The 13,993-nt window shown below is 54.5% G+C and carries 14 protein-coding genes and 1 pseudogene; 2 read left to right on the forward strand and 13 right to left on the reverse strand.

The features are described from left to right. From AC1DWB_RS04140 to AC1DWB_RS04190, 11 genes and pseudogenes are all read right to left on the reverse strand, one after another. Positions 1-231: pseudogene (locus AC1DWB_RS04140) on the reverse strand (SGNH/GDSL hydrolase family protein); the annotation flags it as partial. 172 nt (positions 232-403) lie between these two features. Beyond that, positions 404-571 carry a tail fiber domain-containing protein gene (locus AC1DWB_RS04145; RefSeq protein ID WP_477539769.1) on the reverse strand — a complete coding sequence of 56 codons (168 nt, stop codon included), beginning with the start codon at positions 569-571 and terminating at the stop codon, positions 404-406. A 363-nt stretch (positions 572-934) separates the two neighbouring features. Further along, complete coding sequence (locus AC1DWB_RS04150) at positions 935-1,999, reverse strand: lactonase family protein (RefSeq protein WP_477539770.1); 1,065 nt, start codon at positions 1,997-1,999, stop codon at positions 935-937. Between the two features lie 61 nt (positions 2,000-2,060). Continuing rightward, on the reverse strand, positions 2,061-4,121 hold the full coding sequence (locus tag AC1DWB_RS04155; RefSeq protein ID WP_477539771.1) for a peptidase G2 autoproteolytic cleavage domain-containing protein: 2,061 nt from the start codon (positions 4,119-4,121) through the stop codon (positions 2,061-2,063). Between the two features lie 77 nt (positions 4,122-4,198). Beyond that, positions 4,199-5,518 carry an ABC transporter substrate-binding protein gene (locus AC1DWB_RS04160; RefSeq protein ID WP_477539772.1) on the reverse strand — a complete coding sequence of 440 codons (1,320 nt, stop codon included), beginning with the start codon at positions 5,516-5,518 and terminating at the stop codon, positions 4,199-4,201. 28 nt (positions 5,519-5,546) lie between these two features. Continuing rightward, a complete protein-coding gene (locus AC1DWB_RS04165; RefSeq protein ID WP_477539773.1) occupies positions 5,547-6,674 on the reverse strand; it encodes an exo-alpha-sialidase in 1,128 nt (375 codons plus the stop codon). Between the two features lie 220 nt (positions 6,675-6,894). Then, the gene (locus tag AC1DWB_RS04170; RefSeq protein WP_477539774.1) at positions 6,895-7,830 is read right to left on the reverse strand and encodes a nucleoside hydrolase; all 936 of its coding nucleotides are present in this window, start codon (positions 7,828-7,830) and stop codon (positions 6,895-6,897) included. A gap of 26 nt (positions 7,831-7,856) precedes the next feature. Beyond that, complete coding sequence (locus AC1DWB_RS04175) at positions 7,857-8,342, reverse strand: helix-turn-helix transcriptional regulator (protein ID WP_477539775.1); 486 nt, start codon at positions 8,340-8,342, stop codon at positions 7,857-7,859. Next, positions 8,336-8,968, reverse strand: a complete 633-nt coding sequence (locus tag AC1DWB_RS04180) for a hypothetical protein (RefSeq protein ID WP_477539776.1) — start codon at positions 8,966-8,968, stop codon at positions 8,336-8,338. The genes AC1DWB_RS04175 and AC1DWB_RS04180 overlap by 7 nt, the downstream gene beginning before the upstream one ends. Positions 8,969-9,021: 53 nt before the next feature. Next, positions 9,022-9,186, reverse strand: a complete 165-nt coding sequence (locus tag AC1DWB_RS04185; RefSeq protein ID WP_477539777.1) for a hypothetical protein — start codon at positions 9,184-9,186, stop codon at positions 9,022-9,024. Beyond that, the gene (locus AC1DWB_RS04190; protein ID WP_477539778.1) at positions 9,183-10,724 is read right to left on the reverse strand and encodes an FAD-dependent oxidoreductase; all 1,542 of its coding nucleotides are present in this window, start codon (positions 10,722-10,724) and stop codon (positions 9,183-9,185) included. Before AC1DWB_RS04190 ends, AC1DWB_RS04185 begins: the two co-directional genes overlap by 4 nt. A 285-nt stretch (positions 10,725-11,009) precedes the next feature. Between AC1DWB_RS04190 and AC1DWB_RS04195 the strand changes: the two genes are divergently transcribed. Next, positions 11,010-11,768 (forward strand): IclR family transcriptional regulator, encoded by a 759-nt coding sequence (locus tag AC1DWB_RS04195; RefSeq protein ID WP_477539779.1) that lies wholly within the window; start codon positions 11,010-11,012, stop codon positions 11,766-11,768. 135 nt (positions 11,769-11,903) lie between these two features. Further along, entirely contained in the window at positions 11,904-12,155 is a 252-nt protein-coding gene (locus tag AC1DWB_RS04200; RefSeq protein WP_477539780.1) for a hypothetical protein, read from the forward strand. A 323-nt stretch (positions 12,156-12,478) separates the two neighbouring features. Here AC1DWB_RS04200 and AC1DWB_RS04205 read toward each other — a convergent pair whose 3' ends face one another. Further along, positions 12,479-12,940: a dihydrodipicolinate synthase family protein gene (locus AC1DWB_RS04205; RefSeq protein ID WP_477539878.1), complete on the reverse strand. Its 462-nt coding sequence runs from the start codon at positions 12,938-12,940 to the stop codon at positions 12,479-12,481. A gap of 25 nt (positions 12,941-12,965) precedes the next feature. Next, entirely contained in the window at positions 12,966-13,982 is a 1,017-nt protein-coding gene (locus AC1DWB_RS04210; RefSeq protein ID WP_477539781.1) for an SGNH/GDSL hydrolase family protein, read from the reverse strand. Positions 13,983-13,993: the final 11 nt, after the last annotated feature.

A 13,993-nucleotide genomic window follows, 5' to 3' on the forward strand; every position in this document is an offset into this window, starting at 1 on the left:
GTCCAGCGTTCTTTCCTTGCTTACCGGGATAAAGGCTAGTTCGATTCGGGTCGTGTCACTGTCGAGCTCCAGCCGAATACCAGCAGCCGTCTCAGCGCTTCCGTTCATGGCGTTCGGAGGAAACAGTTCCGCTTGCTCGAAGGGGATTCGCCAAGGCTTGAGAAAACCAGCCCCCCGCTCGAACGAGATCGCGCCGTAGATCATCTTCTCGTCGGGCTTGATGACTTGCATGCTCTGTCCCTCCTTCTCCGCGCGCCGGCGGATTCATCCGCCGGCGGCCCTAAGTCGTCCGTCCGCCTTGTTAACGCGACTTCAGAACGTCTATTTCACGTTGCAGCTCGTTCACTTGGTCCGAAAGCTCCTGTACGGCTTTAATCAGGAGGAGAGATGAATTCCTCGTACCTTAACCCTTGTTTCTTCGACTCGCCGTCCTCGATCCAGCCGGCGAACTCTCGTCTTTCAGCTGGTAAGAGACCGGGCGCAGCGCGTTGACAAAAAACAATCCAAGGTCGCTCTCGCGGATAAGCTCCTTATCACGCACGTCCGACGTTACGATGGCGGGCGACCCCATGTATATCGTACTCCAACGGTTCGTCATCGAGCCTAGCGAATAAATGCTGCTTATTCAGCTGATTCGCAGAGGAGAACAAGGGAAAAGCCGGGAAAGATCGACTTCGGTTAGTTTGGAAACGCGCAATGATGAGTTTTTCGAACGTTTTTCGAACGAATCGTCGCTTATATGGAAGTGCGTCGGGCAGAAGTTTTCGTTCGAACAATTATGCGATGAGTTCGCCTCAAGCCGAACTGTATTGAAAAGCCTGTTCAAGAGCCGAGCGAGTTCCGGCGTGATGGAATATTACATCCGGTTGAAGCTTGAGAGATTTGCATTTTCGCCATGCTTACTCCCTCTCTTTTAAAATTTCGGCATTCCGCTTCATGTCTTTCCCACAACAACAAGACAGGTCGGTCTATATACCGGGCAGTCCAGCCCCGTCGGCTGCGGAATTCCGTCTTCGTCCAACTTCAAGACGACTACGGAATCGGAGTCCTGATTCGCCGCAAGAAGGTGCGACCCGTCCGGCGTCAAGACGATATGGCGCGGTGTCCGACCGCCGCTTGGAGCATGCCCCGCAGGTGTAAGACGTCCGTCCGCCGCGGCACGAAACACCGCGATGCTGTCATGCCCCCGGTTCGAGCCGTATACGTACACTCCCGATCGCGATACGACCACTTCGGCACAAGAGCTTCTTCCTGTATAGCCATCCGGGAGCGTGGACAAGGTCTGCAGCGGAGCAAGCGACCCGTCGAGCGGATCGAGAGCATAAACGGTAATCGATGAGGCCAACTCCTCGATCGAATAGACAATGGGCAGCGCCGGATGAAAGGCGAGATGACGCGGTCCGGCCCCGGGTCGGGCTTTTGCTTCCGCGATCAGAGTGAGCTTGCCGGAAACCGGATGCAGCCGGTACGTATAGATCGTATCGGTTCCCAAATCCGAGACAAGCCAGAAGGACGTGGACGGAATCGGATATACGGAGTGCGGGTGCGGCGCTTCCTGACGCTTGGCGTTTATGCTGTTGCCCCGATGGATGGCTAGGTCGGTCGACGGTCCGGCCGTACCATCCTCCATAACCGGATGCACGGATACTGTCCCGCTCTTGTAATTCGCGACCAGCAGCCATTTTCCCGACGGATCAAGGCTCAAATGGCAAGGAATTTCGCCGCCGGAGGACATCCGGTTCCTTTCTGCAATATTCCTTGACATTGGGTCGATCCCGTACGATGCGACATGACCGGCGGTCGACTCGCTTACCGCGAAAAGCATACGGCTGCCCGGGGCCACAGCCAGAAAAGCCGGCCTGTCGATCCCGGACGTGCCTCCCGAACGGTACAATGTGCCTTGACCTGCGTCGAACCGGAGCCGGACGATCCCTTCTTCGTCTGCCGGCGAATACGTGCCTACCCAAATTTCCAATTCAGTCGACAATTCGTCCCCCATGGATCAGATGCCTCCTTTAACCCCTCCAGTGGAAATATTGCAATAACGCGTTCGACTGCCGTCAGCGTATCAAGCATAAAGCAACCGCATAGCCCTTTATCCCATCGAACTTCTGTTTGATTGCCATACAGCGCAATCTGGTTTCCTCCCCGGACCGCTTGCCGTCGGCCCCGACGAAATCGCCTGCGTTGACATCCGTACCGACACGCGCATGTACTTGACCGACCAAACCGATGCACGACCATTCCTCCGGTCGCTCGCTGCGTGGAACTTGTGGAAGCTCCCCGTTCCAGTCCGGGTTTTCTTTTCTCGTCTTGACGACTTGTCCCGTATCCGGATCGACCAAAGTCGTATAGACCGGTTCGCCGAATTCGCCCGTCGCGTACCGTCCGGACCAATGGAAAGGAGTATCGCCCAGCACGACACCGGCGGTGCCCGAAACTACGCCGAGTATGTACTCGCCCGCACGTGCCGGACGAACCTTGCCGCCGTCCAGTGTAACGATCGTTCCGAGCGGGATCACTCCCCGCTCGGCGTTTTCGAAATATTCCGCGTAGTCGGAAAATATATGGCTTGTCGTCAATGTTCCGGCTATATGCACGTCGCCCGACGTGGAGAAAATGTGCCAACTGCGATTGGCCGCGCTTGCGGCGCCGGAACTTGCATCTCCGCCGGCGATACTCGACGGATGGTTGTTGATCGTCCGGCGCGAAGCGAGCAGGACGGCGCGGGTCGTCTGAGCCTCGCCAACGTTGGAGGCGATGCACGCCGACTGCACACCCGATGACGAGCAGCCGTCGACGGCGATGTTCGCGGAATTGCTTGCGCTGGCCGTACTTTTATTCGTGGCGATATTCGCGGAACGCAAAGCCTTTACGATGCTGGCGTTCGATGCGATGTTCGCGGTCGCTGACGCCTGCGCCTTGCAACCGTTAGTGGTCGCGATATTGGCGCTGTAGTCGCCGGAGGTTTGGAAGCCCGCATCAACCCGATCCGAGTATCCCGAGCCTCCGCTCGTCAGGACGATGCCGGTCACCGCACCGTCGGAAACGGTTGCGGTCGCTGCCGCACCTTTACCGGTGTCGCTCCTGTCGCGAAAAACGACGATTGGCGCTTCCGAATAACCGCTTCCTCCCGATAAGACCGATATTCCGGTCACGATGCCGCCTGTAACGGTTACAGAAGCGACTGCGCCCGAGCCGATGCCGACTGTTGCATCCACGCAAGAGATATTGGTTCCATGCTGGGCCGATACGGCCGAGCGCCGCGAGGCGATGTTCGCGCCGCTCGAGTATTCGCTTCTGCACAGGATGGACGCGGCATTGATCCCGCGAAAACCCTCAACCACGCACTCTTCGGAGGCGATATTGACGGATTGAGGAGCGTTCGCCCGCGAACCTCTGGCGCTATAATTGCCGCTCGCGTTGCCGTTCGCTTCGCTGTAGATGGATGCCACATTGACGGAACGAGGGAACGTCGAGCGGCAATTTTGCGAAGCGAGCAAAGCGACCAAATGCTTCGTCGTCCTTCCGCTGAAATTCGTGACCGTATAACCGCCCGTATACATCGTGTCGTACGCTCCAGTATCCCTTTCGGCCGATATGACAGAAGCCAATCCGTTCGCCTCGAACGTTCCGTCTTGCCCGCTGCTCCTTGATATGGCGATAAACTTGCCATTGTAGTACGTATTGGCGGCGGGAATCGAATCGACATTGTACGTTTTTCCCTGCAGATCGACATATTGACCTTGATATAACGCTTCTAGGGCAGCGAATGCGGCGGTATCGTCGGTCGTCCCATCCCCTTTCGCTCCGCCCGCGAAGCGCGGATCGCCGACATGAATAAGCTTGTTCAATCTTCCCGCGACGGTATCGCCGGCATATCCGACCAGAGCCGCTCCCTTGGTCGCAACGACGGAATCGGCCAGGTCGGCCTTGAATTCGTCGAGTTCCCCAGGGATACCACCGCGCCTGGTCAAAGACGGGTCGCTCCCGCCAACTAACGATTCGCCGTGAACGTTCAAGGTACCCGCCGCCAGAAATCCGACACCGGCCATGCCGATACCTGCCATAAATTTACGTCTTGATACAGCGGGCTTGCGCTGTTCCGGTTGCTGCTCCATTGACGAACCCTCCCTATTTTTACTTTCCGCTCCAGGGGCGACCGAATTCCGGCTCCCCGGAAATGAAACGTCTGCTGTTAACGCGCAATCAATTCGGCCAGCTTTTTTTCGGCCGCATCCTGAGCCGAGCGAAGCGCGGTGTTAATATCTTGTTTGTCTTGTACATATTCAATGAAAGCATTTTTTACAAAACTGTTATATATTTCGGCTTGATGCACGCTGTAAGCCACGGGCTGCGCATTTTTGCTTTTGAATACGGCCTTTATGTTTTTATCCTTCAATGACGGTATGTCTGCGCCAAACTGTTCGATCATCGCCGGATTGGCCAACGGGGACATAAGTGGAACCGTCCGCGCCAGCCTGAGCTGCACATCCTCGGAAGTAAGAGTCTCGACGACTTGCATCGCGGCATCCTTATGCTTGCTCGTCCTGGTTATGCCGATCAGACGCAAATTCGGCATACTGTTTACGTTCGGCAAATGATCGAAGCTCGGAGCTTGCGCGATATCCCAATTCAACTCGTTGGGAGGGATCGATTTCAACTGTTCGAGACCTTGAACGCGTACGATCATCGCCAACGTTTTGGATAAAAACGAAGCAATCGGCTGCGAACCGATTCTTGAAGTTGACTCCGCCATATTATTCGGGATCGTATAAATGGTTTTGCCAAGAATGAACGCATCCCTCCACTTGTCGTTGTTGATTGAAACCTTGTTCGTTTTGGCATCGACAGCGAGCATCGATAAGGAATAAGCCATCCGGATCGGACCATCGAAGCCAAGACCGCGATATTGAACATCGTTGTCCATTCGGCTCAGCTTCCTGGCCAACTCCAGCGTTTCGTTCCAAGTCAATCCGTCCTTCGGATAAGAAACTCCAAATTTGTCAAATATATCCTTGTTGTAGTGAAGCGCATCTCCGCTCGATTCGTATGGCAGGGCGTACAGTTCACCTTTAGCAGACATCACTCTCACAGCATCCAAGGCATTCGACTGAAACTTATTCAAATCGACCCTGCTATTTTTTAATAGCGGCGAAACATCCTCAACCAGTTGCAGATTGGAGAGTTTTCCGAAGCCGCTTTGAGGTACAAGATAAAGATCCGGCGTCATACCTGCCGCTACAAGCTCCTCCAGGCTCCGGCCTTTTTCGTTGAAAGAGATGTAGTTAATCGTAATGTGGGGATACTTTTCTTTTAAAGGAGCGATCAGCATATCTGTTAATGTTTCTTCCGTATAAGTCAAATCCTGTGAAAACAAATTCAAGGTGACGGGCTCCATCGGCTTTTCTTTTGCCGACTTTTCCGTTATATCTTCGGCCTTATCGGCTCCGCTGCAGGCAGTAAGGAGAACGAAAGCCAAATAAATGGCCAACGTCAGTGCGATGAACCTCTTCAAATCGAACGACCTCCCCAATTTATCGTCTCTAATGCAATTCAGCCCATTTGATCCGTATAACGGCTATGCCTTCCTTCATCATAGAGAAAATGCAGTATAGGTAAGCGTCATGAACGAGCGTATGCGGGTAACCGTAATGACCGTTTTTGGCAAAACCTTCGAACTTCCGGACGAACGTCTCATTGCCCAACACGTAGTGCCGGTCGAATCGAATTCCGTCCTCCGAGAGGGAAAGGATAAGCGGTTTCCTCCCTCCTTTCGGATCCGGGCAGCCGACGTAATAAAATCGTCCATCCGGGAGCCGGCCGAAATGGAATTTCGTCCTGCAATCGCTGAAATCGGTAGGAACAGGCTCGGACCAAGTAGCTCCGTCATCCGCGCTTTCCGTCAGCCACAGCCTGTTCGTATTACTGCGCAGCAGCATATGAATCATGCGATCGTCAGTCTCGTAAAACGATCCTTCGCATAGCCTGTTCGTCCAGCCCATCCTCTGATCGGCGATATGACGTCTGAAATAAGCATCGTCAATGACCGGCTCGGAAAATCGTGATGCATCGTAAATTCCGTTCGTTTTCCAGCCGGTTAGCCCTTCCGGATCGTCCGTGTACGGGAACAGTATTCCGCCGCTAATAATCAGCCTTCCGGAGGAGGTTGCTTCAGGTCCATGATTCGGTACGGTTGGTACGCCCAAATCGATCGGATCGCTCCAATGTTTCCCGTCTATAGTCGTCAAAGCGAACAGGGAAGTATCCCGATGATGGATCCCTATTTGCTTGTACGAACCGTCTTCTATGTTGTCCGGTGCATATTCATACTGCCCGAAATAAGCGATAAGCTCGTCTCCGGTCGTGTGGAAGCCTGCGGCGGTTAAAACCGTGTCCGAATGCTTGCCTCGCCGGGAATCCACCAGGGGCGCGGGCTCCGTCCAATGGTAGAAATCGTTCGAGGTCGACATCAGCACGCRCTGTCCTACATCATCCTCGTGCTGTCGGCCGTTTGACCATATTGCGTACAAAGTCCCTTTAAACGAGGCGATCGAAGCATGATGCGAGAATGTCCATCCTGGTCGGTCGGGGTCGTATAACACGATCTTTTCCGTCGGCAGCGGCTTTGGAGGGTGATTCTCATCATAACAATTCGTAATCTTGCAATTCACTTTACCACCTCTTCATTGTTCTAATTTTTAGAACTAAGTTCTAATGTAATGAACTCACTCCCATTATATACGAATCCGAAAGGGGATACGATCCTTTTCTGTTCACACGAATTGGTCGAGCTTCTGCGGCATGTCTGACTGTGATATACTACAGAAAGTTCGAAGATTACGGATATCGCAATAACGGATACGATTCTTTTAAATCCTCCCACATCCGGCCTTATCCATGATTGGACAAGGCGTGAATTTTTCGATACAAATCCCCAAAAATTCGATCGCGACTCACGAAGGTCGCGCAACGGATGAAATGTCGGCTCGAATCGAAGCTCCATCGACAACTATCATGCTTTGTAATGACCGGGCTGTGCACCAATTGGGTCGGAACCCGGCTCGGATCAACCAGCCAGGCAACGGCGGCAAGATCCCATATGACCCGCGAATAAGCGAAGTGGTCCTCGCGGCATTGCTCCAGCGTTTGGTACAAATAATCTCCGATCGGACCGTATCCTTTCAGATACCGCTCCGTTTCCGCCAGCGTCGTCAGTAGATGCGAGGCTACGCCTTTGCAAGGAATCCATACTAGCGGTACACCGCTGTCGAAGAGGATGCGGGAAGCATGCACGTCCTGACGAAGATTGAACTCTTGAGTGTTGGACCAGTTCAGAGCATGCCCTCCGAGCCAGACGACCACGATTTTCTCGCGTATCCGGGGATCGATCAGAATGGCGGAGGCTACGTTCGTAATGGCTCCGATCGCGACCACATACAGCGGATCGTCCTCTGGCGAGGTTAAAGCTCGATGGATCAAATCGGTTACTGCAGCGCTGTGAACCGGCGTCGATGCATCCGGAAGGAACCGGTCGGATCCTTTGAAGGCAAAGCCCGCGGACGATCTCCCGAACAATCCGAGTATCCGCTCAATCTCCCGGTAGCTCTTCTCCATCCCGTCTCCCGGACCGCTCGACAGGGCATTCTCGAACGGAGCGGCGTAAATAGCCTCGATCTCAAGACGTTCCGGCGAGGCGAGCGCGTACGAGACGGCAAATTGATCGTCAATTTCGTTATACGTGTCCGTATCGAGCACCATCCGCACCTTGCCGGACGGCGGCTCCAATCGTTTCAATAAGTTGTCAGTGGCTAGCAGCGAATATGCCATCCAGAAGCACCTCCGAACCTGTCATATTATGCATCGGTAAGTCCGCCGTATTTTCCCAATTCCGCATTACGGTAGCTTTGCGGCGCGACCCCTTCCGTTTTCTTGAATATCCGCAGAAACGTCGTCCGGCTGTGAATGCCGACGCGTTCCGCGATGTCTGCGATAGACAGATCCGTATTAGCCAGAAGCTGCTTAGCTTTATTGACCCGAACCATATTCAAGTACTGGGTGATATTCATTCCCGTCTTCTCTTTAAACAACCGCGATACATATTCCGGGGAGAAACCGAACCGATCGGAAATGCTCTCCAGGTACAGACCGCGGTCGTACTCCGATTCGATCATGTCCGTTATCGCGGCGACAAGCATATTCGTCTTGTAAGCTTGCTGTCGCTTCTGCAGCTCTTCGGCAAGGAGCTCGAAGAAGGAAAGCAGTTCTGCCTTCCGGCGTTCCATGTTCGGCGACCAATCTTCGGGATCTCCAAGCAGCCGGTGCCGCTCCTCCTTCACCATTCCTCTCGTTCAAGTCCCTGCTCCATGATGAAGCGCAGCCCTGTCCGGTACACATCCGTGATCAGAACACGGAACTCATGGGACGACATGCGGCTTTTCTGCTGCTGCAGGTATTGCCCAATCTTCTCCTTAAGCGCGGCGTCCCCGGCCTTAAGCAGGTTAAGCAGCTTGATCTCATCGGTAAATGTGTAGTTCACGTTGGGACGAATATCGAGACGCTCATACTCGATGATTTCACAATCCCGGTTCCCCTTCTGATGCTGCAACGCGGCGATCGCTTCCTTGCACGATTCGCCTATCCCTTTCACGCCTTCGTGAACGCCACCTATCCCCACATGCAGAATACAGTAGCGCAAATCGAACTGGAACGTCTGCATGACGGTAGTGGAACGTTTATATCGTATCGATCGGAACGCGCAAGACGTAAACGCTTTCTTTGCAAAGCGAATAGATGACGTGCAAATATCCGTCATGCACCAGCGTATGGGGATAGCCATAGTCCCCGCTTTGTACATGCCAGGGAACAGCCTTTCGCCGGGCTGGTTCTTCAGAATGTAATGACGATCGAACCGCATTCCGTCGCGGGAAAGCGACAGAACGAGCGGATTTCGGTTTCCCCTGGACATCCGCTGTAATCGGGCTCAGCTTGGAATTGATTTGCTTGACCTGTTCGTTTTCTTCATCCGTAAAAGACGGCTTCAGAGACGGCGCGCGAAATTTGGTTGCCCAAATCCATCGTTACGACAATTCTCCCGCTCGCGAGCCGGGCGATGCCCGGGCTGCCCACAAAGGTAGAAGCCGGGTCCGGGGATTCGGTAATCTTTTGAAGTTCCGGGAATCTCAAACTCCCGGCATCTCCCGAACCTCCGGAGCCTCCGGAGCCTCCGAAGATCCCGCAATCCGCGGGCTGGCACGGCCGCTCCACAGCGGATCGAAATCCGGTCCCTCGGACAAATAGTCCAGCCTGCTTCTCAGCCACTGCGGATCGACTTCCTTCGCGGCCACCCCCCGTGCGGCCGCATGGCTGGCGGCAAGACCCGCCGCTTCGCCGATGCCCGTCATCGTGGCCATCACGCGGATAGCCGCCGACGCTTCGTGACTGGCCGACAAAGCCCGGCAAGGTACGATCAGGTTCTCGATGCCCATGGGGACAATCGACCGGTACGGGACCTCGTAGTAATCGCCCGCAGGGACGTTGTACCGGTCCGCCACCGCTCCGTAGCCCTTCGACGACTCGTGGTCGAAGCCCGATCCGGTGGGCGAATGGATATCGATAAAATAACGGCTGCGCACGATCGCGTCGTCAAACTTTCTCGCCCCGGTAATATCCTGCTCAGTCACCGTATAAAGCCCTTTAATGTGCCGGGTTTCCCGCACCCCCACCTGACAGGCGACCTTCTCCAAATAAGCTGCGGAGAAGTACGGGACCTCGGTACGCAGCCAATCAGCCAGCAGGAAAGCCTGTCTGCGCCCCTCTGTTTCGGAAAAGCTCAAATCCTTGGCGACCAGCCCGTTGACCTTGTTGATCCGGGTCATATTGAAATGGAGAACACCCGGATGAGGGTAGTCATAAAAATGAATCCAATTCCGGTACGGGTAGTTCAGTCGCCCGGCACGAATCGCCTGCTGGAAATACGGCTCGACCAACAGCCGCGCCTTCTTGTGTCCGGTCTCGTTGCGCTCGCGCAGATGCTCGAGCATAAGACGCTTGTTCACATTCCCCATGCGGAAGCTCACGGTCATGGCCTGCGTCAATTGATCCACCGGCCGGCCCAGGCTCCACTCGCAGCCGGCCAAGCTTGCCAAGTCCGCATCGCCCGTCGCGTCAATGAACATGTCCCCTTCGATTACTCCCGCGCCGTCCTTTGAAGCGACTCCGATCGATTCGATTCGTTCGCGTCGGCATACTACATTCGTCACCATCGTATGATACAAAATATCGACGCCCGCCTCCTGGAGCATGCAATCATACACAACTTTCAGGCGTTCCTCGTCAAACGCGGAGTCCGTCAGCTCCGAGCCGTAGCCGCCCGCCCTGTGCAGCCGACGGACAATTTCCTTGAATATGCCGCCTATCAGCGACCCGGTAGCGCCCGTTTCCGGATGCGGGTATTCGTGGCCGGCCCAAGGATTCACCAGGGCGCTTGTCGCCATGCCTCCGCAAAAACCGTACCGCTCGACCAGCAGAACGCGCGCCCCCGCGCGCCCCGCCGCTATGGCGGCTGCGGCTCCCGATGGACCTCCGCCGCATACGATGACATCGTAACGCATCGTTCGTCCTCCTTTGTCCCCTCGATTCGTGTTGTTCTTTCCATGCGCCGCCTGTAGCTGCGTTACGCTCTTTCCACCTCTCGCTCCCCGTCCCCCCAAATCCTGACGCAACGGGAAACAGAAAAGCCACCCCCTTACGTTCTAATATTTAGAACATCGTTCTAATATTTTATTCACCCAAATAGTAGCACAGCGATCGGTGAAATGCAATCCCGGATTTCGAACGCATTTTGCTCCTGATCGTTGCTTGCTGGTAACTGTTGACGTATAATGGGGCTATAGTTAATTCTAAATATAAGAACACAGTTCTAAATACTCTTCCGAAACGGAACGAGGGGCATCGGAAAAATAAGGGTTCGATTTATCGATTATTGGATTGGGGCGGTGTGGAAAATCATGATTGCAGAGGATCAAATCAAGACGAAAACGTTATTTAAAGCTTTGCAGGTGCTGGATTGCTTTACCGCGACGACGCCCGAGCTCGGCGTTACCGAAATCAGCGAGCGTCTCGGCCTGTACAAAAGCAACGTGCATAATATAATGGACACTTTCGTCAAAGCCGGCTATATCAAAAAAAATCCGGAAAACGGCAAATATAGGCTTACGCTCAAGGTGCTGCAGCTTGGCCATGTCGTATCGAGCAACATCAGCTTCCGCAAAACGGTTCAACCCCACATGCAGGAGTTGGCCGACGTTACAGGTGAAACGATCTTTCTGGCTATTCCCGGCGAAGACGCAGAAGTCGTGTACCTCGATTCCTCCTCACCGAGAAATCTGATGACCGTCAAGTCGGTCATGGGCATCAAGGCTCCGCTGTATTGCACTGGGATCGGCAAAGCGATGCTCGCCTATCTCCCCCGCGAGGTCGTCAATGCCGTGATCGGGCGGGGACTGGCTTCCATAACGGACAACACCATTACCGATACCGGCACGCTGCTGCAGGAATTGGAAACGATCCGGCTCCGCGGATATGCCATCGACAATATGGAGCACCAATTCGGCATCAAATGCGTGGGCATGCCGATTCGCAACCGGAAGGGCGACGTTGTCGCGGGCTTAAGCATATCCGGCCCATCTCTACGCTTCGACGAACAAAGAATCGAGGAGCATGTACGGAGACTAGGGGCGGTTATTGCAGTTTTGGAGTTAGAATGATTCCGTCAACCTATGCGAACTAGGACCCTACCCCGATTTTGCGCCGAACAAGAATAAGAAGCAGTGGCCGGCTCGCCTTTTGACCGCCCGCATTTAAGAAAAACCGTCCGGAAAAAACATCCGAACGGTCCTTTGGTGTGCAAACCCATACGTTTGCGCGTGCGAGGGAATGGGTATCGGGCTCCAGCCGCTCGTTCTGTACCCAGATCCACGCCGGGCCTCATGCCGATGTATGTGGATGTCCTTCCTCTTGATGAAACGCGGGCGCGCGTGGGGCGTAGCCGCCTGCAGCTGACCGATGGCTCCGCGTCGATCTTGGCGACAACGGGATTACTGCTGTTGAAGGTTATACCCGATGAGACGGTCACGCTGCTGCCGTCGGAGTAAGCTGCCGACACGAGCGTTTGCTGGGTGTCCCCTTCCTTTATCGAGGCCTCCTTATGAACATCATGCGAGACCATTACTGCTCGTCACCGGACTCCCATCTCGAACAGCCCGAGTCCGTGGCCGAACGCTTGCTGCAGGCTACGGTTTCAGTGGCAAAATAACGCATCCAAACGGATTAGAAAACGGAGCCCGCAAACCCGCGGGACTCCGTTTTTGTTGTTTCATTGAACTACTCATTCCCGTGCAAAAGAAATTCGCCACATGTTAAACTAATGGCTGTCTCGAATCCACTGCAGAATGCTTGTCACGCCATCTCCTATCCGTTAAAGCAGCCGGCTTCCCTTATCCGGAAACTCCCGGGATATCGCGCGCAACTGCTCCACCTCCAGCCGATTCGTCTCCGTGAATTCGGCATGGTTCTTCGCTCTTGAGCGGTAATTGGAAAGCACGCCTTCTAACATCAGGAAGTACTTGGCATTCACCGGGTACAGCTGCTTTTCGATCAAAGCGGTCATGCTGAGGAAACGAATCAATCGTTCCGCCGCTTCCGGCTGTTCACGCCAATGGTGGGTGAGCCATACATAGTGACACGGTTGAAAATTGGCCATCACGCCGCTGAATCCCGCTGCGCCCAGCTTGAGCGATTTGAGCAAAGTCGCCGAATTCGCGTTGAACAGCTTCAAAGCGCTTCCCCGGACGGCCTCCAGTTTCGCACGAATCAGCTCCGTATCGCAACTCGTGTCTTTCAGAAACTGAAATCGCCCGGTATCGGCGCACCAGCGCAGAAGCTCGGGGGATTTTGAATATTCCTCATATACTTGAAATCCGAGTCCAGAGTCCGAGCCGGTCTAATTTCTCGATAAAATGCCCGGCCATGATCTCGTATCCGTCTGGATCGGGATGAAGCTTATCCGGAAGATGATGCGCATGCCGTTCGCTCAGCAGATCCAGGCCGTGTATAAAAAACAGCTGTTGATCCCCATGCTGATTCAACAATTGGACGGCTTTCTCCAGTTCCTCCCTCATTCCTTTCAACGTAAACCCAACTGCGTTCTCCTGCTCTTCGCGCTCCGGGCTAAAAATTGGCGAGATGACGAGGATGGGCGTTCGGGCATGCTTCTCGCGAATGATCTGAATGAATCCGATGACGGAAGCGAGGAAGGTGCGAGGGCTAAAGCTGTTGGCTCCATAAACGTTGATTCCGAGGCACAAGGAAATCATCTCGGCCGGCAAATCGCGGATCATTCGGGCGACCATCGGCTCCATGTGGCAGTTCCCCCCATAACCCAGGCATGTAAGAGCCAATCCGCGTTCTCTTGCCACGATGGCCGGCCATGTCCGGGAAGGCGGAGGCGTTGTCGCCGCGGAAGCGCATTGTGTGATCGAGGAGCCATAGGCGATCCAGCGAGGCTGTTCCATCTGCACGTATGCGTAAGAAGCCGAATCGTCAACGGTTACGCCGCACAGCTGAATAGGCGCATTCTGGGCGAAGTAAACCGTAATCCGCTTCATTCTGGCCGGCAAATCGCTGAAGYTGACCCCCTCCGYCTCTTTGGCTACCCGTCTCGATTCTTGAAATTGCCCATCGATGTAGCAGTCCAGCGTTCTTTCCTTGCTTACCGGGATAAAGGCTAGTTCGATTCGGGTCGTGTCRCTGTCGAGCTCCAGCCGAATACCAGCAGCCGTCTCAGCGCTTCCGTTCATGGCGTTCGGAGGAAACAGTTCCGCTTGCTCGAAGGGGATTCGCCAAGGCTTGAGAAAACCAGCCCCCCGCTCGAACGAGATCGCCCCGTAGATCATCTTCTCGTCGGGCTTGATGACTTGCATGCTCTGTCCCT

Source organism: Paenibacillus sp. P4_E11, assembly GCF_056401635.1.

Bases quoted from the DNA above. Each gene is read 5' to 3' on its own strand.
- AC1DWB_RS04145 (WP_477539769.1), bottom strand. From the start codon at position 571: ATGGGGTCGCCCGCCATCGTAACGTCGGACGTGCGTGATAAGGAGCTT.
- AC1DWB_RS04150 (WP_477539770.1), bottom strand. From the start codon at position 1,999: ATGGGGGACGAATTGTCGACTGAATTGGAAATTTGGGTAGGCACGTAT.
- AC1DWB_RS04155 (WP_477539771.1), bottom strand. From the start codon at position 4,121: ATGGAGCAGCAACCGGAACAGCGCAAGCCCGCTGTATCAAGACGTAAA.
- AC1DWB_RS04170 (WP_477539774.1), bottom strand. From the start codon at position 7,830: ATGGCATATTCGCTGCTAGCCACTGACAACTTATTGAAACGATTGGAG.
- AC1DWB_RS04175 (WP_477539775.1), bottom strand. From the start codon at position 8,342: ATGGTGAAGGAGGAGCGGCACCGGCTGCTTGGAGATCCCGAAGATTGG.
- AC1DWB_RS04180 (WP_477539776.1), bottom strand. From the start codon at position 8,968: ATGTCCAGGGGAAACCGAAATCCGCTCGTTCTGTCGCTTTCCCGCGAC.
- AC1DWB_RS04195 (WP_477539779.1), top strand. From the start codon at position 11,010: ATGATTGCAGAGGATCAAATCAAGACGAAAACGTTATTTAAAGCTTTG.